The 20,730-nt window shown below is 61.6% G+C and carries 14 protein-coding genes and 1 tRNA gene; 10 read left to right on the top strand and 5 right to left on the bottom strand.

Annotated elements, in window-relative coordinates:
- The first annotated feature begins 91 nt into the window (after positions 1 to 91).
- From xylB to HCZ87_RS02040, 4 genes are read left to right on the top strand one after another with little or no spacing between them, the layout of a single operon-like run.
- Positions 92 to 1,543, top strand: a complete 1,452-nt coding sequence (xylB, locus tag HCZ87_RS02055; RefSeq protein ID WP_167642109.1) for a xylulokinase — start codon at positions 92 to 94, stop codon at positions 1,541 to 1,543.
- Positions 1,540 to 2,850 (top strand): xylose isomerase, encoded by a 1,311-nt coding sequence (xylA, locus tag HCZ87_RS02050; protein WP_167642108.1) that lies wholly within the window; start codon positions 1,540 to 1,542, stop codon positions 2,848 to 2,850. The genes xylB and xylA overlap by 4 nt, the downstream gene beginning before the upstream one ends.
- Positions 2,850 to 3,863, top strand: coding sequence for an aldose epimerase family protein (locus HCZ87_RS02045; protein ID WP_167642107.1), 1,014 nt, complete (start codon positions 2,850 to 2,852; stop codon positions 3,861 to 3,863). The genes xylA and HCZ87_RS02045 overlap by 1 nt, the downstream gene beginning before the upstream one ends.
- A 26-nt stretch (positions 3,864 to 3,889) precedes the next feature.
- Entirely contained in the window at positions 3,890 to 5,173 is a 1,284-nt protein-coding gene (locus tag HCZ87_RS02040; RefSeq protein ID WP_254868492.1) for a cytochrome-c peroxidase, read from the top strand.
- A gap of 10 nt (positions 5,174 to 5,183) precedes the next feature.
- Here HCZ87_RS02040 and HCZ87_RS02035 read toward each other — a convergent pair whose 3' ends face one another.
- Both HCZ87_RS02035 and HCZ87_RS02030 read right to left on the bottom strand, forming a co-directional pair.
- Positions 5,184 to 6,719: a CRTAC1 family protein gene (locus HCZ87_RS02035; RefSeq protein ID WP_167642105.1), complete on the bottom strand. Its 1,536-nt coding sequence runs from the start codon at positions 6,717 to 6,719 to the stop codon at positions 5,184 to 5,186.
- Positions 6,706 to 7,893, bottom strand: a complete 1,188-nt coding sequence (locus HCZ87_RS02030; RefSeq protein WP_368484069.1) for an ROK family protein — start codon at positions 7,891 to 7,893, stop codon at positions 6,706 to 6,708. The genes HCZ87_RS02035 and HCZ87_RS02030 overlap by 14 nt, the downstream gene beginning before the upstream one ends.
- A 213-nt stretch (positions 7,894 to 8,106) precedes the next feature.
- On the opposite strand from HCZ87_RS02030, the gene xylF reads away from it, so the two are divergent.
- The 3 genes from xylF to HCZ87_RS02015 all read left to right on the top strand — a co-directional run bounded on the left by xylF (position 8,107) and on the right by HCZ87_RS02015 (position 11,296).
- Positions 8,107 to 9,135 (top strand): D-xylose ABC transporter substrate-binding protein, encoded by a 1,029-nt coding sequence (xylF, locus tag HCZ87_RS02025; protein WP_167642103.1) that lies wholly within the window; start codon positions 8,107 to 8,109, stop codon positions 9,133 to 9,135.
- 80 nt (positions 9,136 to 9,215) lie between these two features.
- A complete protein-coding gene (locus tag HCZ87_RS02020) occupies positions 9,216 to 10,514 on the top strand; it encodes a sugar ABC transporter permease (RefSeq protein WP_167642102.1) in 1,299 nt (432 codons plus the stop codon).
- Positions 10,514 to 11,296 carry an ATP-binding cassette domain-containing protein gene (locus tag HCZ87_RS02015; protein WP_167642101.1) on the top strand — a complete coding sequence of 261 codons (783 nt, stop codon included), beginning with the start codon at positions 10,514 to 10,516 and terminating at the stop codon, positions 11,294 to 11,296. The genes HCZ87_RS02020 and HCZ87_RS02015 overlap by 1 nt, the downstream gene beginning before the upstream one ends.
- Before the next feature lie 72 nt (positions 11,297 to 11,368).
- On the opposite strand, the gene HCZ87_RS02010 is transcribed toward HCZ87_RS02015, so the two are convergent.
- Positions 11,369 to 12,112: a class II aldolase and adducin N-terminal domain-containing protein gene (locus tag HCZ87_RS02010; protein ID WP_167642100.1), complete on the bottom strand. Its 744-nt coding sequence runs from the start codon at positions 12,110 to 12,112 to the stop codon at positions 11,369 to 11,371.
- Positions 12,113 to 12,178: 66 nt separating this feature from the next.
- Positions 12,179 to 12,265, bottom strand: a tRNA-Leu gene (locus HCZ87_RS02005).
- A gap of 190 nt (positions 12,266 to 12,455) precedes the next feature.
- Here HCZ87_RS02005 and HCZ87_RS02000 point away from each other — a divergent pair.
- Complete coding sequence (locus HCZ87_RS02000) at positions 12,456 to 13,445, top strand: complex I NDUFA9 subunit family protein (RefSeq protein WP_167642099.1); 990 nt, start codon at positions 12,456 to 12,458, stop codon at positions 13,443 to 13,445.
- Positions 13,446 to 13,496: 51 nt separating this feature from the next.
- On the opposite strand, the gene HCZ87_RS01995 is transcribed toward HCZ87_RS02000, so the two are convergent.
- The gene (locus HCZ87_RS01995; protein ID WP_167642098.1) at positions 13,497 to 14,300 is read right to left on the bottom strand and encodes an undecaprenyl-diphosphate phosphatase; all 804 of its coding nucleotides are present in this window, start codon (positions 14,298 to 14,300) and stop codon (positions 13,497 to 13,499) included.
- Positions 14,301 to 14,533: 233 nt separating this feature from the next.
- Between HCZ87_RS01995 and HCZ87_RS01990 the strand changes: the two genes are divergently transcribed.
- Positions 14,534 to 15,976, top strand: a complete 1,443-nt coding sequence (locus tag HCZ87_RS01990; RefSeq protein WP_167642097.1) for an NAD(P)-dependent oxidoreductase — start codon at positions 14,534 to 14,536, stop codon at positions 15,974 to 15,976.
- 76 nt (positions 15,977 to 16,052) lie between these two features.
- Positions 16,053 to 20,585, top strand: coding sequence for a glutamate synthase large subunit (gene gltB, locus HCZ87_RS01985; protein ID WP_167642096.1), 4,533 nt, complete (start codon positions 16,053 to 16,055; stop codon positions 20,583 to 20,585).
- Positions 20,586 to 20,730 lie beyond the last annotated feature (145 nt).

Here is a 20,730-nt window from a genome sequence, read left to right as displayed (position 1 = left end):
GTCTCTGGCGATTCTGGTTTATTTTAATGGCCGAAATAAATATGTGCAGCATTTAGCGGTGCCGCGCAGAAGGCGATTGGGAGGACATCGAATGTTTCTGGGGCTTGACGTGGGAACGTCGGGGCTGCGCGCGTTGCTGGCTGATGAGGCGGGCAACGTGATTGGCGTGGCGGATGCGGCCTATGGGGTTTCGCACCCGCAGAGCGGCTGGAGCGAGCAGGATCCGCAGGACTGGATCGAGGCCTGCAAATCCGCGCTGGCGGGGTTAAAGGCAGCGCATCCCACGGAACTTGCGGCGCTGCGCGGTATTGGGCTCAGCGGTCATATGCATGGCGCAACGCTGCTCGATGCGGCGGGCAAGGTGTTGCGGCCCTGTATCCTGTGGAACGACACCCGCTCCGCAACCGAGGCTGCCGCGCTGGACGCGATGAGCGGCGTGCGGGATCTTTCGGGCAACATCGTGTTTCCCGGCTTTACCGCGCCGAAACTCGCCTGGGTCAAGGCCCATGAGCCGGAGATTTTTGCCAAGGTTGCCAAGGTGCTGCTGCCCAAGGACTATGTCCGCTATTGGCTGACCGGCGCATATATTTCCGACATGTCCGACAGCGCCGGGACCTCCTGGCTGGACGTTGGCGCGCGCGATTGGTCCGAGGCGCTGCTGGATGCCTCTGGCATGCGCCGGGACCAGATGCCTGATCTGGTAGAGGGCGCCGCACCCGGTGGCGATCTGCGGGGTGAACTGCAACGCGAGTGGGGGATTTCCGGCCCCGTTGTTGTTGCCGGTGGCGGTGGTGACAATGCTGTCGCCGCCTGCGGTGCCGGCTGTTTCCGCGACGGTGAGGGATTTGTCAGCCTTGGCACATCCGGCGTGTTGTTGGCCGCCAAGGGGCAGTATCAGCCCGATCCGGCCTCGGCGGTGCATACCTTCTGCCACGCGGTGCCTGACACATGGTATCAGATGGGGGTGATCCTGGCGGCGACCGATTGTCTGAACTGGCTGTCGCGCTCACTCGGGCAAACGCCCGCCGCGCTGGCCGGGTTGTTGCCGGAGCGCATTGCCGGTCCCTCCTCGATCACTTTCCTGCCCTATCTGTCCGGCGAGCGAACCCCGCATAATGATGCCCGCATCCGCGCCACTCTGGCCGGGCTCGACATTGGCGATGGCCCCGCCGAGCTGACACAGGCGGTGATGGAAGGTGTGGCCTTTGCGCTGCGCGATTGCCTGGAGGCATTGAAGGGCACCCAGACCGATCTGACCCGGCTGCTCGCCGTCGGCGGCGGCACCCAGTCGCGCTATTGGGTGGAGACCCTGGCGACCGTGCTCGGCCTGCCGCTGGACATTCCCGACAAGGGCGAATTCGGCGCGGCCCTTGGCGCGGCGCGTCTGGCCATGGCGGCCACTGGTGGCGATCTTGCCAGCATCATGACCGCACCGCCCATTGCCCACACCATAGACCCGCGTGCGGATCTGGCCGAAGCCTTTGACGCCTCATACGCCAAATACCGCGCGCTCTATCCTAGTATGAAAGCACTGATGACATGACGACTGGCTTTTTTGGCGACGTCTCGCAGATCCAATATGAGGGCGAGGACAGCCGCAACCCGCTGGCCTTCCGCCACTACAACCCCGAGGAGGTGATCCTCGGCAAGACCATGAAAGAGCATCTGCGCTTTGCCACCTGCTACTGGCACAACTTTGTCTGGCCGGGCGGCGATCCCTTTGGCGGTCAGACCTTTGATCGCCCCTGGTTCAAGGACACGATGGAGGCCGCCAAGCTCAAGGCCGATGTGGCGTTTGAGATGTTCACCCTGCTGCAATCGCCCTACTACTGTTTCCACGATCTGGACGTGCGCCCCGAGGGCAAGGATTTTGCGGAAAACACCCGTAACCTGAACGAGATCGTCGAGTATTTCGCGCAAAAGCAGGAAGAGACCGGCGTCAAGCTCCTTTGGGGCACCGCCAACCTGTTTTCCAACGCGCGCTTTATGTCCGGCGCGGCGACAAACCCCGACCCGGAGGTCTTTGCCTTTTCGGCGGCGACCATCAAGACTTGCATGGATGCCACCCATCGCCTCGGTGGCGAGAACTACGTGCTCTGGGGTGGTCGCGAGGGCTATGAGACCCTGCTCAACACCGACCTGCGTCAGGAAGACCAGCAATTGGGCCGCATGCTCAATCTGGTGGTGGAGTATAAGCACAAGATCGGCTTCAAAGGGCAGATCCTGGTGGAGCCGAAACCGCAGGAGCCGACCAAGCACCAGTATGATTACGACGTCGCCACGGTTTATGGCTTCCTGAAACGGCATGGGTTGGAAAACGAAGTAAAGATGAACCTTGAGCAGGGTCATGCGATCCTGGCCGGGCATTCGTTTGAACATGAGATCGCCACCGCGCAGGCGCTGGGCATCTTTGGTTCCATCGACATGAACCGCAACGACTACCAATCCGGCTGGGACACCGACCAGTTCCCCAACAACACGCCCGAGGTGGCACTGGCCTATTACCATATCCTCAAGCACGGCGGCTTTACCTCCGGCGGCACCAATTTTGACGCAAAGCTGCGCCGCCAGTCGATCGACCCCGAGGATCTGCTGATGGCGCATGTCGGCGGTATGGATATCTGTGCCCGTGGCTTTAAAGCTGCCGCCGCGATGATCGAAGACGGCACCCTGGATGGTTTCGTGACCGACCGCTATGCGGATTGGCAGAAACCGGATGCGCAGGAGATGCTGGCGGGCAAGCTGTCGCTTGAGGATATCGCGCAGAAGGTCGAGGCCGAGGGCATCAACCCCAAGCCGCGCTCCGGCAAGCAGGAATACCTCGAAAACCTCGTCAATCGGTTCGTCTGATGGGTAAGGCGCAGATCATCAATCACGGGCTGCATCGCGGTCAAATGCTCAAGGAAGTCACATTGCAGAGCGACGGGCTCTCGCTGAGCCTGCTGAACTTCGGGGCGGTGACACGAGATCTGCGCCTGACGGCCAAGGGCGAAGACCGGCCGCTGATCCTCGGGTTCGCGGATCCGGCGGCCTATCTGGACAATCCCGCATATCTCGGCGTGATCGCGGGGCGGGTCGCAAACCGGATCAAGAATGCACAGTTCGCGCTGGGCGGGCAGCATTATTATCTGGACGCGAACGAGGGCAACAATCAGCTGCATGGCGGCCCCAAGGGGCTGTCGCATGTGATCTGGGAGCTGGAACCGCTAAGCGCCGCAAGCGCGCGGTTGAGCTATCACTCCCCGGACGGAGAGAATGGCTTTCCCGGGGCGGTGGATTTCACCGTCGTTGTGACGCTGGACGCGATGTCTGTCGATTACCAGATGTCCGCCACCGTTGATCGGCCCACACCGATCAATATGGCGCAGCACAACTATTATAACCTCATGGGGGGCGGGCAGCCGATCTGGGATCATCGGTTGCAGGTGGATGCCATCGGCTATCTCGCGGTGGATGATACCAATGTCCCCTATGGAGAGATCGCACCTCCCGATGGCACGCGCTACGATCTGCGTATGGGGCAGAGCCTCGGTGATCTGGATCGCGAACGTTTGGGCACGGATATCAACGTTGTGTTTGACGACACCCGCGATCCGGCCTTGCCTGTTGCCATCCTTACTGCGCCAGACGGGTTGCGGATGACCGTCACGACCGAGCAACCCGGTGCACAGGTCTATACAGCGATGATGCTGCCGGCACAGGGCGGTGGCCTGTCCGGGCAAACGATCGGCCCCGGAATGGGCCTGTGTTTCGAACCGCAAGGACATGCCAATGCGGTGAACCAGCCCGATTTTCCCAGCGTGATCGTGACGCCCGATAAACCCTATGTCCAGAACCTGAGGCTGGATTTCGGATGGGGCTGACGCGCGCGATCATCGTTGCGGGGCTGATGGCCTCTGCGTCTTTTACAGTTGCAGGAGAGCGCCCCGCGCTTGGTCCGCGTCCGATCTTTCCCGAGGCCGACATGGCGGCGGTAGAGCTGGGGCAGCTGCTGTTTTACGATCCGATCCTGTCCGGCAATCGCAATATCGCCTGTTCAACCTGTCACCATCCCAAGTTTGGCACCGGGGATGGGGTCTCTCTGGGGATCGGCGAGGGCGGTCTTGGCCTTGGCCCGGAGCGCAAAGCGAACCCCGCCAACCACCCGGAGGAACGTATTCCGCGCAATGCCCCGGGCCTGTGGAACCTCGGCGCGGCGCAGTTCACGGTGATGTTTCACGACGGGCGGCTGGAAGGGCACCCGGATTTTCCCAATGGTCTGCGCACGCCGCTGGGCGAGGATATGGTTGCCGGCTTTGACGACGCGCTTGCCGCGCAGGCGATGTTTCCCGTTCTCTCGCCGGATGAGATGGCCGGACATTATTCAGAGAATGAGGTCGCCGAGGCGGTGCGCCTGGGCCAGCTGTCCACCCCCGGCGGCGCCTGGGACAGAATCGCGGCGCGGGTCGAGGCCATTCCCGACTATCGGGCGCGGTTTGACACGGTTCTTGGCGCAGGCGCGCCGATCACATTTGCCGAGATCGCCAATGCCATGGCCGATTTCATCCGCTTCGAATGGCGCGCCGATATGAGCCCTTTTGATGTCTATATGCTCGGGCAGGGCGGGCTTTCGGATCCCGCCAAACGCGGCATGGATCTGTTTTACGGCGCGGCGGGATGCAGTTCTTGCCATGCGGGCTGGCTACAGACCGACCATGCGTTCCACGCTTTGGCGATGCCGCAGTTTGGCCCCGGCAAGGCGGCCCGGTTTGAGAGCCACCACCGGGATGAGGGCCGCATCCGGGTCACCGGAGAGGCGGAGGACGCCTATGCCTTTCGCACGCCGTCGCTGCGCAACGTAACCCTGACCGCCCCCTACGGGCATGATGGCGCCTATGCCACATTGGAGGGGGCCATCCGGCACCACGTAAACCCCGCGCAAGCGTTGGATAATTACGACAGAACTCAGGCTATCCTCCCGCCGCTGGACGGGGTGGCAGACTGGGCCATCCTTGACAGCGCCGAAGACCGCGCGGCGCTGCGTGCATCGGTCACTGCGCCTGACATCACCCTGACGGAGGCAGAGATCGCGGATCTTGTCGCCTTCCTGAACGCCCTGACGGATGAGACCGCAGCGGCAGGGCGGCTGGGGGTGCCAAAGGCGATTCCCAGTGGCCTGCCGGTTGATCACTAGGTTCTGCCCATCACTGAGGTGACAGCGTAACACGCTGGTTTGCCTCCAGATCCTGCCACTCACCGATCTGGCCGTCAGGCCAGATCACCCGGACCATGGCGGTGGCTGCGGCCCCAAGCCCAACATGGAAATCGCCACTGTCACCGCCTGCATGGCCACCACCAATGGTGACCTCGCGCATCATGCGCTGGCCGTCCACGTCGATTTCAATAAAGGCGCCGACAGCGCGGGTATTGGGGGCGCGGGCCTCCAGGCGCAGCAACAGCCAATTGCCGCCGGTCGCCCCATCGTTCTGCCAGACTTCCATCGCGGCACGTCGGTTGACCACGGCGATGTCGAGAAACCCGTCGCGATTGAGATCCACCAAAGCGCCGCCACGACCCCGGTGCAGGCTGGCGATACCGGCGGCCTCGCCGATCTCAACAAAACTGCCATCCGCCTGTTGCAGCATCAGGTTGTTGGGATCCTTTTGCGCCGCGCCGGGCATCTGTTCCACATTGCCCTTGGTGACAAAGATGTCGTCGCGCCCGTCGTTGTTCACATCACCAAAGGCCGCATGCCAGCCGGTCGAGGGCCGCCCGTCGCCGCCGGTATAGGGGCGATGCGCGGTGGTGCCAAACCCATAGGTTACATCCTCCCACACGGGGCCATCGGAAGCGGGGTTTTGCAGCTGGAACTTCTGATCCCCCATCGAGGTCAGATAGACGTCCTGATAGCCATCGCCGTTCATATCGCGCGAGGCGATCCCCATGCCCCAGAGCGCATAGGGCTTCCAACCTTCCTCGGCGGTATAAAGCCGCGGAGTGTCCTCCATTGCCCACAGTTGTTCTTGCCCACCTCGCACATAGTAGTGGCGGTCATTGGAGAGGCGCAGATCCGCGCGGCCATTGTGGTTCCAGTCGCTGAACAGGACGGAGAGCGCGCAAAACCCCGGCGACAGCGCCTTGGCGGTGTCGTAGTGCCCGTCCTTCGGACGATAGAGCAGGGTATCATCGCAGGTGCCAAAGGGGCCATTGGGGTCGGTGCGGTCCACATAGGTGCCAAAGGCCAGGGTCGGCAGTGTGTTCCCGCCCTCCCAGGTGGCGGAGAATCCAGTGGTCCAGTGATTGTCGCTGCTGAAGCCAAGATCCGCAAAGGGGGTGAAGTGGCAAGAGCCGCTGCCCTTGAGCAAGACATCCGTTCCGGCGCGCATGATGGCCAGGTCGAGGATTGAATCGCCATCAATATCAAGCGGATATGCCCCGGTCACGCCGGTCAGCGCCAGCTCCTCTGGGGTGTCTAGGGCAAAAGATAGCGCCGCACCGTCGCCATCTGTGGTATTCATGAAGAGCTGCGCCGGGTTTTCGCCACCGGCGGCGTAGAGCTCTGGCAGCGCGTCGCCGTTGCAGTCAAACACCGCAAGTCCGCCCCCCACGTAATGCTCCCAGCCACCACCATAGATATGTTCCGCGACCGGAACGGGGGTGAAGCTCGGTGCCTGCGGCGCGGCAGAGAGCGGGGCCGCGATGGTCAGCAAGACCAGGCTCAGATGGCTAGGCGGCCGCATTGGCGAGTTCCTTTACGGTTTGGGTGGTTACTTCTTCGATTCCATAGGCGGCGGCACCCTTGGCCCACATCAGATCGCCCCAATCATGCACGATGACCTCTGGCAGCGGCGCGTCGACCTGCACCACCCAATGGCGCATTTCTTCTATGACCTTGTCGGAATAAAGGTGATCAAAGGACAGTCGTGCTCCGGCCAGAATGATCTTGGACGGGTCAAAGATATTGACCACATTGGCAAGCCCCATGGCGAACATGCGCCGGGCCCGGTCCAGAATGGAGCGCGCAACAGCATCGCCGTTTTGGGCGGCCTCAAAGAGCGAGGCCAAAGTGGCGTGCCGTGCGCCGCCGCTGGAAAGATTGGCCTCTCGCAGCAGCGCGTAATCGCCGACATAGGCCTCCAGACAGCCGCGCTGGCCGCATTGGCAGAGCGCGCCTTCCAGATGGACTTTGGTGTGGCCAAGCTCCGCCCCGCAGCCGCGACTGCCGCGATAGATCTTGCCGTCGATCACGATCCCCATGCCAACGCCATGTTCGATGGTGATGACGATGAAATTCTCGCAGGTGCGCCCCTCGCCAAAGAGATGTTCTGCCTTGGCCACCAGATTGGCGTCATTGTCGAGAAACACCGGGCAGGGGAGGACCTGCGCAAGCGCGTCGCCGAGGGATACATTCCGTTCGTCCAGCGAGGAGGACCAATAGACGAAATTGCGCTCCGCATCGACCATCCCGGCAATGCCGACGCCAACGCCCGAAAGATCGTTGATCGACAGGTTGCCCTTTTGGCAGGCGATTTCCAGCGTGCGCAGGATTTGCGTGCAGAGGTCCTGAACCGGCATGCGCCCCTGCGAGAGCGGCATTTCATGGCTGGCCAGCTCTTCGCCGACAAAATCTGTCAGGACCGCCGAAATAAGATGATGCGACACTTTGATCCCGGCGATCAGCCGCGCCTTGCCACAAATGCGCAGCGCCACGCGCGGCCGGCCGCGTCGGCTCTCGGCGGAGGCATCGGGGGCGACCTCCTCGATCAGCCCTGCGCTCAGCAGCTCGGCGGTGATCGAGGTCACGGTGGCCGGGCTCATACCGGTGGCTTTTGCGATGTCGATCCGGGCGATGCTCTCGGTGGTTCGAATCACATCCAGTATCTGTTGACGTCCATTTTCGCGCTGATCGCCCAAAGACGACAGCCTGCCTGATCGTGCCAAGAGTATGCTCCTCCAGCGCAAGGTTTTTTGCGCTATCTTTCTATTGGTGCCAGCGTAACCGCTGTGGCACCCTCTCCCTGCGGAAAGGATACATGATTTAATTTGAAACTCAAAAAAAATGTTGTTACAGATGAATCACAGTGTGTCCCGTATGAACGTCAGGGCCACACGACAAGGGAGGAAAATATGAAATTTCTGAACGGACTCTCCGTTATCGCACTGAGTGCATTTGCTGCATCTTCGGCATTTGCTGCTGATTTGACCGTGGGCGTGAGCTGGTCGAACTTCCAGGAAGAACGCTGGAAAACCGACGAAGCGGCCATCGTTGCGGCGCTGGATGAAGCCGGAGCCGAGTATATCTCTGCTGACGCGCAATCCTCGTCCAGCAAGCAGCTGTCCGACATCGAAAGCCTGATCGCACAGGGCGTTGATGCGCTGATCATTCTGGCGCAGGACACACAGGCCATTGGCCCCGCCGTGCAAGCTGCGGCAGACGAAGGCATCCCGGTTATCGCCTATGACCGTCTGATCGAAGATGGTCGTGCCTTCTACCTGACCTTTGACAACGTCGAAGTGGGCCGCATGCAGGCGCGCGCCGTATTCGAGGCGATGCCCAAGGGCAACTACGTCATGATCAAAGGTTCGCCGACCGATCCGAACGCAGACTTCCTGCGCGGTGGTCAGCAAGAGATCATCCAGGCGGCTGTTGATTCCGGTGACATCACCATCGTTGGCGAAGCCTATACCGATGGCTGGCTGCCGGCGAACGCACAGCGCAACATGGAACAGATCCTGACCGCCAACGACAACAAGGTCGACGCGGTTGTGGCCTCCAACGACGGCACCGCGGGCGGTGTTGTGGCGGCGCTGACCGCTCAGGGCATGGAAGGCATCCCGGTTTCCGGTCAGGACGGCGACCACGCAGCGCTGAACCGCGTTGCCAAGGGCACCCAGACCGTTTCCGTGTGGAAAGACGCGCGCGACCTTGGTCATGCGGCTGGCGAGATCGCCGTTGCGCTGGCCGGTGGCTCCGCCATGGCAGATGTCGATGGGGCCACGTCCTGGACCTCTCCGTCGGGCACCACCATGACCGCCAAGTTCCTGTCGCCGGTTCCGGTCACCAAGGACAACCTGTCCGCCGTGGTTGACGCTGGCTGGATCACTCAGGAAGCGCTGTGCCAAGGTGTTGAAAACGGCCCCGCACCCTGCAACTGATCTGATCTGACATACTTCAAACGGGCGTTCCGATCTGTCGGAGCGCCCGACCCCTTCCCTGCTGAATACTGGAGCCGGACATGACCGACACCACGTCTCAGCCGATCCCCCCTCAAAACAAGCGCAATATGTTCCAGCAGCTTGAGCTGGATGTGCGGCTGTTGGGCATGATCGGTGCCTTTGTCATTCTTTGCATCGGGTTCAACCTGGTGACCGATGGGCGCTTCTTGACGCCGCGCAATATCTTCAACCTGACGATCCAGACCGTTTCGGTGGCAATCATGGCGTCGGGCATGGTGTTTGTGATCGTGACCCGCCACATCGACCTCAGCGTTGGGGCGCTGTTGGCGACCTGTTCGGCGGTCATGGCGATGACGCAGACCGAATTTCTCCCGCATGTGCTGGGGCTGGGCTTGAACCATCCGCTGACATGGGTGCTGACCGTTGTTGTCGGCCTGGCGACCGGAACGCTGATTGGCGCCTTTCAGGGGTGGATGGTCGGCTACCTGACCATTCCCGCCTTTATCGTCACGCTTGGCGGTTTTCTGGTCTGGCGCAACGTCGCCTGGTATCTGACCGACGGCCAGACCATCGGCCCGCTTGATTCCACCTTTCTGATCTTCGGCGGCACCAATGGCACGCTTGGCGTTTCACTGAGCTGGATCCTTGGGGTTGTGGCGACGGTTCTTGCGCTCCTGACCCTGTGGAACAGCCGCCGTGCCAAGCTGGCACATGAATTCCCGGTAAAACCACTTTGGGCCGAGGGCGTCATGGCGCTGATCGTGTCTGGCGCAATCCTTGGCTTCGTTGCGGTCCTTAACGCCTATGAGATCCCGACCCGCCGTCTGGCCCGCCTGTTCGAGGCACGCGGCGAAGTGATGCCCGAGGGCTTCACCCAGGGTTACGGCCTGCCGATTTCTGTGCTGATCCTGATTGGCGTGGCGGTGGTGATGACCGTTGTCGCAAAACGGACCCGGCTGGGGCGGTATATCTTTGCCACCGGCGGTAACCCGGACGCGGCGGAGCTTTCGGGCATCAATACGCGCCTGCTGACGGTGAAAATCTTTGCCATCATGGGGTTCCTCTGTGCGCTGTCGGCTGTTGTGGCCTCGGCCCGTCTGGCCAACCACTCCAATGACATCGGCACCCTGGACGAGCTGCGGGTGATCGCAGCGGCTGTTATTGGCGGCACCGCGCTTTCGGGCGGCTTTGGCACCATCTACGGCGCCATCCTGGGGGCGCTGATCATGCAGAGCCTTCAATCCGGCATGGCCATGGTGGGCGTTGATGCGCCGTTCCAGAACATCGTTGTCGGCACCGTGCTGGTTGCGGCCGTATTCATCGACATCGTCTATCGCAAACGTGTGGGGGCAAAATAATGGCTACTCCCAAGGAACTCCGCGCCCAGGGCGCAACTCCGATGGTGGAGATGAACAACATCTCCATCTCCTTCGGCGGCATCAAGGCGGTGGACGATGTGTCTGTCGATCTGCATCCGGGCGAGGTCGTCGGCCTGCTGGGTCACAACGGTGCCGGGAAATCGACACTCATCAAGGTGCTTTCGGGTGCATACAAGATGGACTCGGGCGAGATCCGCATCAACGGTAACAAGGTGGAGATCACCAATCCCCGCGATGCGCGCAGCCACAACATCGAGACGATCTATCAGACGCTGGCGCTGGCCGATAACCTCGACGCTGCCTCGAACCTGTTTCTGGGGCGTGAGATCGTCACAGCGACGGGGCTGGTGAATGATGCCGCGATGGAGGCCGAGTGTCGCAAGATCATGGGGCGCCTCAATCCGAACTTCCGCAAGTTCAACGAGCCGGTCTCCGCGCTTTCGGGTGGGCAGCGGCAATCGGTGGCGATTGCGCGCGCGGTCTATTTCAACGCCAAGATCCTGATCATGGACGAACCCACCGCGGCGCTTGGCCCGCACGAGACCCAGATGGTGGCGGAGCTTATCCAGCAGCTCAAGGCACAGGGCATCGGGATCTTCCTGATCGACCACGATGTGCACGCGGTGATGGAGCTCTGCGACCGGGCATCGGTGATGAAGAACGGCCAGCTTGTCGGTACGGTGAACATCGAAGATGTGACCGATGATGACCTGCTGTCGATGATCATCCTCGGCAAGAAGCCGGGCGAAGCCGCCGCCTGATCTGGTGATCGGTCTCAAGAACAAAAAACGGGGCGCGAGGCGCCCCGTTTTGCATTTCAGGTCAGATAACCGTCAAGACGCGTAGGTCGCGCCCTCCTCGTCCAGAATGGCCTTCAATTCGCGCAGATGCGCTGCGGTGGCGTCTACGGGATAACTCTCGATCTCTTGCGCGGTTTTCTCCGCCACGTCAGGGCTAAGCTCGCGCAGCGGCTGGCCGGTTTGCAGGGCGCGAATATAAGTCTCCGCCGCGCGTTCGAAATAATAAAGCTTGTCGAATGTCTCGGCGACGGTGTTTCCGATCACCAATACCCCGTGGTTGCCCATGATCATCACCTTGACCTTCGGATCGGTGAGCATGGCGGCGCAGCGCGCGCCCTCGTCGGCAAAGGCCAACCCGCCGTAGCCATCGTCGATCACATAGCGGTTGTAGAACGTGGCGCAATTCTGGTCGATGGGCGGCAGGCGACTGTCCTTGAGGCTCGCCAGGACGGTGGCAAAGGTCGAATGCACATGCATGATGCAGCGCGCATGCGGGCAGAGCCGATGCAACGAGCCATGCAGCCCCCAGGCGGTGGGGTCCGGCGCGTCGGGGCGCTCCATGGTGCTGGGATCATTGGCATCCACCTCCAGCAGGTCAGATGCCTTGATGCGGGAGAAATGGCGCAGTTTCGGGTTGATCAGGAACCGGCTGCCGTCCTCGTTCACCGCCAGCGAGAAATGGTTGGCGACCGCCTCATGCATATTGAGCCGCGCGACCCAGCGAAAGGCCGCAGCCATATCGACGCGTTCCTGCCAGTGATCGAGATTCGCTTGCATCGGAAATTCCCCTGTCTGATTTCAGGGGCACTCTACTGATGAGATCAGCAATGTGTAGGGGATAAATGGTGCCCAGAAGAGGACTCGAACCTCCACGTCCATACGGACACTAGCACCTGAAGCTAGCGCGTCTACCAATTCCGCCATCTGGGCACGGGTCGGTGAAGCGCGATATACGCAGAGTCGCGCAGGGCGTCAAACGGATTTTTGACATTTTTGCAAAATCCTGCGTCACAGGGGCAGGAACCTCGGATCTTGGAACAATCAGCGACGTTTTGCGCCTTGTTTGAAAGGGCTTGGAGCGGTAGATCGGGGTAACAGCTAGCGCAAGAGGAGCCAAGTCATGTCAAAACTGGTCACCATCTATGGCGGGTCGGGCTTTGTCGGCCGCTATATTGCGCGCCGCATGGCGAAGGCGGGCTGGCGCGTGCGAGTCGCGGTGCGCCGTCCCAACGAGGCGATGCACGTCAAACCCTACGGTGTGCCCGGCCAGGTCGAGCCGGTGTTCTGCAACATCCGCGATGACGCCTCTGTTGCGGCGGTGATGGCCGGGGCCGATGCGGTGGTGAACTGCGTGGGCGTGCTCAACGAGACCGGCAAGAACACCTTTTCCGCCGTTCAGGCCGAAGGCGCGGGCCGCATTGCCCGTATCGCGGCACAGAATGGCGTCGAGACATTGGTGCATCTTTCCGCTATCGGTGCCGACGCGGAGGGGGCCAGCGAATATGCCCGCACCAAGGCCGAAGGCGAAGCCGCCGTGCTCGCGGCCTTCCCGCAGGCTGTGATCCTGCGCCCCTCGGTGATCTTCGGGGCCGAGGATGGTTTCTTCAACCGCTTTGCCGCCATGACTCGCATGGGGCCCGTCCTGCCCATCGCCAGCGGTGCTACTCTGTTTCAGCCGGTCTATGTCGATGACGTGGCGCAGGCTGCGGTTGCCGGGATCCTGGGCAATGCCGCGCCGGGTGTCTACGAGCTTGGCGGTCCCGAGACCAAGAGCTTCTCTGCGCTGATTGCGCAGATGCTGGAGGTGATCAACCGTCGCCGTCTTGTTGTCTCTCTGCCGGGTTTTGTGGCGGGTCTGATGGCCTGGGGCTTTGATATGGTGCAGAAGCTGACGCTTGGGCTGGTCGAGAACAAGATGCTGACCCGCGATCAGCTCAAGAGCCTGAAGAGCGACAATGTCGTCAGCGACGGTGCAAAGGGGCTGGCCGATCTGGGGATCGAGCCGATGCCCATGGGCACGATCCTGCCGGACTATCTGTGGAAGTTCCGCCCCTCTGGTCAGTATGACGAGCTGATGCAATCCGCCCGCAATCTGCGCGGAGATATCTAAAACCGATATTCGATGACGGATCGAAAGGCGCGGGAGACCGCGCCTTTTTTGTCAGCTATAGGCGATGACCAAAAGCACGACGCCCAGAATTACGCGGTAGATGACATAGGGTGTGAAGCTCACCGATTTCAGAAGGCGCATCATGATTGAAAGCGCCACGAGCGCCGAGACCATCGACAGCAGCGCCGCAATCCCCATATCGCGCATCAGGGCCATATTGGCATCCAGGGCGACCTCAGTGCCCAGCAAAACGCCCGAGGCGATGATGGTCGGGATCGACATCAACATTGCGACCCGGGCACCGTCTTCGCGGGCGTAGCCCAGCTGGCGCGCGCCGGTGATGGTAATGCCGGAACGCGAGGTGCCGGGAATCAACGCCACCATCTGCCAGAGCCCCATGATCAGCGCGTCCCCCAGCCCCCAATCGGAGCTCGTTTTCCGGGTGTCGCCTTTTTGGTCGGCGACATAAAGGACAATGCCAAATCCAAGCATGGTCCAGCCGATCACGGTGACGGAGCGCAGCGCGTCGCTCAGCCCGCTGAAATGCAGGAAGGCGCCAAAGATCACGGTCGGGATCGTCGCAACGATCAACCCCATCGCAAGCCGCGCGCCGGGGGTGTCCAGACGGCCTGTTAGCGCGCGGGGCAGGCCGATCAGCCCTTCGCGCACGTCGCTCCAGAAATAGATGATCACTGCCGCAAGCGTGCCGACATGCACCGCCACGTCGATGGCCTGGCCCTGATCCTGCATCCCGGTGAGGCCGGGCAGGAGAATCAAATGGCCGGAGGAGGAGATCGGCAGGAATTCGGTGATGCCCTGGATCAGGGCGACGAGGATCAATTGAAAGAGCGGCATGGGAGGGGTCCAGGGTGATCGGCGCAGGGTGCGCAGTGTCGCTTCTGTATAATCCCATTGATTTTAGAGGGAAGTTGCAATTTAGGACCGTATCGGTCCCAAAAATACTGTACAACCGCTCCAGAATGATTATTCACACAGTAGAGGTTGGATAATAGGTCAGCATTAATGACCTTTCTACCGACCCGGAGGTTTTCTTACTGTCGTCGCCAGCCAAAAGGGAGAGTTTCGCCGTGGCCAAGCAACCGATGCTGAAATTCGTGAAGATCAATCGCGATATGCCGGAGAAACGAACTGCGGATGCACGCAGAGAAGACTTCGATGAGATCTATGCGGAATTCGCCGCCGCCAAGGCCGAAGAGCAGGCCAGCCGGTGCAGCCAATGTGGCGTGCCCTATTGCCAGTCGCATTGCCCGCTGCACAACAACATCCCCGATTGGCTGCGCTTGACCGCCACGGGCCGCCTCGAAGAGGCCTATGCCACCAGCCAGGCGACCAATACCTTCCCGGAGATCTGTGGCCGCATCTGTCCGCAAGACCGCCTCTGCGAGGGCAACTGCGTGATCGAACAATCCGGCCATGGCACTGTCACCATCGGCGCGGTGGAGAAATACATCACCGATACCGCCTGGGAAAAAGGCTGGGTGAAGGCCAACGCACCGCGCGTGGAGCGCGAGGAATCCGTCGGCATCATCGGCGCGGGCCCCGGCGGTCTGGCCGCAGCCGACATGCTGCGCAAGGCGGGCGTGCAGGTCACCGTATATGACCGCTATGACCGCGCAGGCGGTCTGCTGACCTACGGCATCCCCGGCTTCAAGCTGGAAAAAGAGGTCGTGATGCGCCGCAACAAGCTGTTGGAAGACGGCGGCGTGACCTTTGTGATGAACTGCAACGTCGGCGTGGATATCTCCTTTGAAGAGATCCGTAGCAAACATAACGCGGTGATCATCGCGACTGGCGTGTATAAATCCCGCGATCTGGCCATGCCCGGTTCCGGGGCAAGCGGCATCGTCAAGGCGATTGACTTCCTGACCGCCTCCAACCGGGTGGCGAACTTTGGCGACAGCGTGCCGGAGTATGAGGACGGAACCTTCAACGCCGCGGGCAAGAACGTCGTCGTGATCGGCGGCGGGGATACCGCGATGGACTGCCTGCGCACCTCGATCCGTCAGGGCGCGACCTCGGTGAAATGTCTCTACCGTCGCGACCGCGCCAATATGCCCGGCTCGCAGCGCGAGGTGCAGAACGCCGAAGAAGAGGGCGTTGTGTTCGAATGGCTCTCGGCGCCGAAAGGCTTCACCGATGAGGGCGGCAAGGTCGCGGGCGTCATGGTGCAGAAGATGCGCCTGGGGCAGCCCGATGCCTCCGGCCGTCAGGCGCCCGAGGTGATCGAAGGTGCGGATTATGTCGAGGACGCCGACCTGGTGATCAAGGCGCTTGGCTTTGAACCTGAAGAGCTGCCGACGCTCTGGGATCAGCCGAACCTGCCGGTGACCCGCTGGGGCACCATCAAGGCGGAGTTCAAGACCGGCGCAACCAACCTCGATGGCGTCTATGCGGTGGGTGACATCGTGCGCGGCGCCAGCCTCGTGGTTTGGGCGATCAAGGACGGTCGCGACTGCGCCGAGGCGATCCTGGAGCAATTCAACGCAAAAGCAGCCGTCGCTGCCGAGTAAAACCTGACAGTTCCCCATGCGACGAGCGCCCCTGAACGCAGGCGCGGCGGCGTCGCCCAGGCCGAGGAGAGACAAGATGACGAAATACGATGAAAACTGGGTCCGCGCCGAAGAAGCCAAGCGCAAATGGATGGCCGAAAACGGTCTCTATTCCGAGGCGGAAGAGCATTCCTCCTGCGGTGTGGGGCTTGTGGTCTCCGTTGATGGCTCCAAGAGCCGCAAGGTGGTTGATGCGGGCATCAACGCGCTGAAGGCGATTTGGCACCGTGGGGCGGTGGACGCCGACGGCATGACGGGTGACGGCGCGGGCATTCACGTGCAGATCCCGCCACAGTTCTTTTACGATCAGATCCGCCGCACCGGCCACGAGCCGCGTCTGGACCAGCTGATGGCCGTGGGTCAGGTGTTCCTGCCGCGCACCGATTTTGGTGCGCAGGAAACCTGCCGGACCATCGTCGAAACCGAAGTCCTGCGTATGGGCTATTACATCTACGGCTGGCGCCATGTGCCGGTGGATGTGACCTGCCTGGGTGAAAAAGCCAACGCCACCCGCCCCGAGATCGAGCAGATCCTGATCTCCAACTCCAAGGGCGTGGACGAGGAAACCTTTGAGCGCGAGCTTTATGTGATCCGTCGCCGGATCGAGAAAGCTGCCGCCGCTGCGCATGTTGGCGGGCTTTATATCGCGTCGCTGTCCTGCCGGTCGATCATCTATAAGGGCATGATGCTGGCCGAGCAGGTCGCCGTGTTCTACCCGGACCTGATGGACGAGCGCTTTGAATCCGCATTTGCGATCTATCACCAGCGCTATTCCACCAACACGTTCCCGCAGTGGTGGTTGGCACAGCCCTTCCGCATGCTGGCCCATAACGGCGAGATCAACACGCTGAAGGGCAACACCAACTGGATGAAGAGCCATGAAATCCGCATGGCCTCGGCGACTTTTGGTGATCACGCCGAAGACATCAAGCCGATCGTGGCGACCGGCTCTTCGGACTCTGCGGCGCTGGATTCGGTGTTTGAGGTCCTGGTGCGCGCGGGCCGCTCCGCGCCGATGGCGAAAACCATGCTGGTGCCGGAAAGCTGGTCCAAGCAGGCAGAGGAGCTGCCGCTGGCCTGGCGCGACATGTATTCCTACTGCAACGCGGTGATGGAACCCTGGGATGGCCCCGCCGCGCTGGCGATGACCGATGGCCGCTGGGTCTGTGCCGGTCTGGATCGCAACGGCCTGCGTCCGATGCGCTATGTCGTGACCGGCGACGGTCTGGTGATCGCGGGATCCGAGGCCGGCATGGTGCCGATCGACGAAGGCTCCGTTGTGGAAAAAGGCGCGCTTGGCCCTGGTCAGATGCTGGCTGTTGACATGAAAAAAGGCCAGCTGTTCCACGATGTTGAAATCAAGGACAAGCTTTCCCGCGCACTGCCGTTTGGCGATTGGGTCGAAAAGGTCAATGATCTGGACGAGGTGCTGGCGCAGGTAACCGAGGTGCCGCTGTTCTCTGGCGAGGATCTGCGCCGCCGTCAGGTCGCGGCGGGCTACACCATCGAGGAGCTGGAGCAGATCCTGTCGCCGATGGCCGAGGACGGCAAGGAAAGCCTCGCCTCGATGGGTGACGACACGCCCTCTGCGGTGCTGTCCAAGCAATATCGCCCGCTGAGCCATTTCTTCCGGCAGAACTTCAGCCAGGTGACCAACCCGCCGATCGACTCCCTGCGCGAATATCGCGTGATGAGCCTCAAGACGCGGTTTGGCAACCTCAAGAACGTGCTGGACGAGGACGGCTCTCAGACCGAGATCGCCGTGCTGGAAAGCCCCTTTGTCGGCAATGGCCAATGGGACAAGCTGATCGAGAGCCTGGGCACAAAACTGGCTGAGATCGACTGTACCTTTGCCCCTGGTGGTGGTTCCCTGCACAGCGCGCTGACTCGGATCCGCGCCGAAGTCGAAGAAGCAGTGCGCTCCGGTGCCGCCCATATCGTGCTGACCGACCAATATTCCGGGCCGGAAAAAGTGGCGATGCCGATGATCCTGGCAACCTCCGCCGTGCATTCGCATCTGATCCGCAAGGGGCTGCGCACCTTCTGCTCGCTCAATGTGCGCTCCGCTGAATGTATCGACCCGCATTACTTTGCGGTGCTGATCGGCTGTGGCGCGACCGTGGTGAACGCCTATCTGGCCGAAGACAGTCTCGCTGACCGGATCGAGCGTGGCCTGCTGGACGGCAGCCTGACCGAAAACGTCGCCCGCTACCGCGAGGCGATCGACCAGGGCCTGTTGAAGATCATGGCGAAGATGGGGATTTCGGTGATTTCCTCCTATCGCGGTGGTCTCAATTTTGAGGCTGTCGGCCTGTCCCGTGCCATGGTGGCGGAATATTTCCCGGGCATGACCTCGCGGATTTCCGGCATCGGTGTGTCGGGTATTCAGGTGAAGGCCGAGGAAATCCATGCCAAAGGCTGGAACCAACCCGAAGGCATCCTGCCGATCGGTGGTTTCTACAAGGCGCGCAAATCCGGCGAGACACACGCCTGGGAAGCGACCTCGATGCATATGCTGCAAATGGCCTGTAACCGCGCCTCGTATGAGCTGTGGAAACAGTATTCCGCCAAGATGCAGTCGAACCCGCCGATCCACCTGCGCGACCTTCTGGACATCAAGCCGCTGGGCAAGGCGATCCCGATCGAAGAGGTGGAATCGATCACCTCGATCCGCAAGCGTTTCGTGACGCCGGGCATGTCGCTGGGTGCACTGTCGCCAGAGGCGCACCGCACGCTGTCGATCGCCATGAACCGCATCGGCGCTAAGTCGGACTCGGGCGAGGGCGGCGAGAGCCCGGATGATTTCACGCCGGAACCCAATGGCGACAACGCTTCGGCGAAGATCAAACAGGTGGCCTCCGGTCGCTTTGGGGTGACGGCGGAATATCTGCTGCACTGCGAAGAGCTGGAAATCAAAGTGGCGCAGGGTGCAAAACCCGGCGAGGGTGGCCAGCTGCCCGGCATGAAGGTCACCGACCTGATCGCCAAGCTGCGCCATTCGACCAAGGGTGTGACCCTGATCTCGCCGCCGCCGCACCACGATATCTACTCGATCGAGGATCTGGCGCAGCTGATCTATGACCTCAAGCAGATCAACCCGCGCTGCAAGGTGACGGTGAAACTCGTGGCCTCTTCGGGCGTTGGCACCATTGCCGCCGGCGTCGCCAAGGCCAAGGCGGATATCATCCTGATTTCCGGCCACAATGGCGGCACCGGGGCCTCGCCCGCGACCTCGATCAAATATGCTGGCCTTCCGTGGGAAATGGGCCTCACCGAGGCGCATCAGGTTCTGGCGATGAACAACCTGCGGGATCGTGTGACCCTGCGCACCGATGGCGGTCTGCGCACCGGGCGTGACATTGTCATGGCCGCGATGATGGGCGCCGAGGAATACGGCATCGGCACCGCCGCGCTGATTGCCATGGGCTGCATCATGGTGCGTCAGTGCCAGTCCAACACCTGCCCGGTGGGGGTCTGCACCCAGGATGACGCGCTGCGGGCCAAATTCACCGGAAACGCCGACAAGGTGGTGAACCTCATTACCTTCTACGCTCAGGAAGTCCGCGAAATCCTCGCCTCCATCGGCGCGCGCTCGCTGGATGATGTGATCGGTCGGGCGGATCTGCTGGCGCAGGTGTCGCGTGGCTCGGCGCATCTGGACGATCTGGATCTCAATCCGCTGCTGATCACCGTCGATGGCTCGGCAAATATCGTCTACAACCGCGACAAGCCGCGCAATCCGGTGCCAGATACGCTGGATGCGGAAATCGTGCGTGACGCCGCGCGGTTCCTGAAGGACGGTGAAAAGATGCAACTGTCCTATTCGGTGCAAAACACCCATCGGACCGTCGGCACCCGCACGTCGAGCCACATCGTGCAGAACTTCGGCATGCGGAATTCCCTGCAACCCGACCATCTGACGGTGAAGCTGCAAGGCTCTGCCGGCCAATCGCTGGGTGCTTTTGCTGCACCGGGTCTGAAGCTGGAAGTCTCCGGCGATGCCAACGACTATGTCGGCAAGGGGCTCTCGGGCGGTATCGTGGTGGTGCGCCCGCCGCAGGTCAGCCCGCTGACCGCGTCGGAGAACACCATCATCGGCAATACGGTCCTTTACGGGGCGACCGATGGCTATCTCTTTGCCGCGGGTCGCGCGGGCGAGCGTTTTGCCGTGCGTAACTCGGGGGCCAAAGTGGTGATCGAGGGCTGCGGCACCAACGGCTGTGAATATATGACCGGCGGTGTGGCGGTGATTCTCGGCACCCTCGGCGCCAACTTCGGGGCCGGTATGACCGGGGGCATGGCCTATCTCTATGATCCCGAGGGCACAGCCGAACACCTGATGAACATGGAAAGCCTGGTCACCTGCCCGGTCACCGTGGCGCATTGGGAGGCAGAGCTGAAGGCGCTGGTCGAGCGTCACCTGGAGGAAACCGGCAGCCGCAAAGCCGCCGAGATCCTGCAACATTGGGACAGCGAGAAAGCAAACTTCCTTCAGGTCTGCCCGAAAGAGATGCTGGACAAGCTGCCCCATCCGATTGCGCTCGAAGCCTCTGCTGTTCCGGCAGAGTGAGCACAAATCCCCGAGAATAAGAGATCCTCTTATTCCTGAACCTGAGCCCCGCAGTGCCTTGGCCTGTGGGGCTTTTTTGACGTGCGTGACCCCGAGATCCATGCCGGTCCTGGCCGCGCGCTGACCCGCCAGAGGCAAAATTGCG

Source organism: Phaeobacter sp. HF9A (assembly GCF_011806385.1).
Classification (GTDB): Bacteria; Pseudomonadota; Alphaproteobacteria; order Rhodobacterales; family Rhodobacteraceae; genus Epibacterium.
The sequence above is the reverse complement of the archived record's forward strand: the minus strand, read 5'-3'. Positions and strand labels throughout refer to the sequence as shown.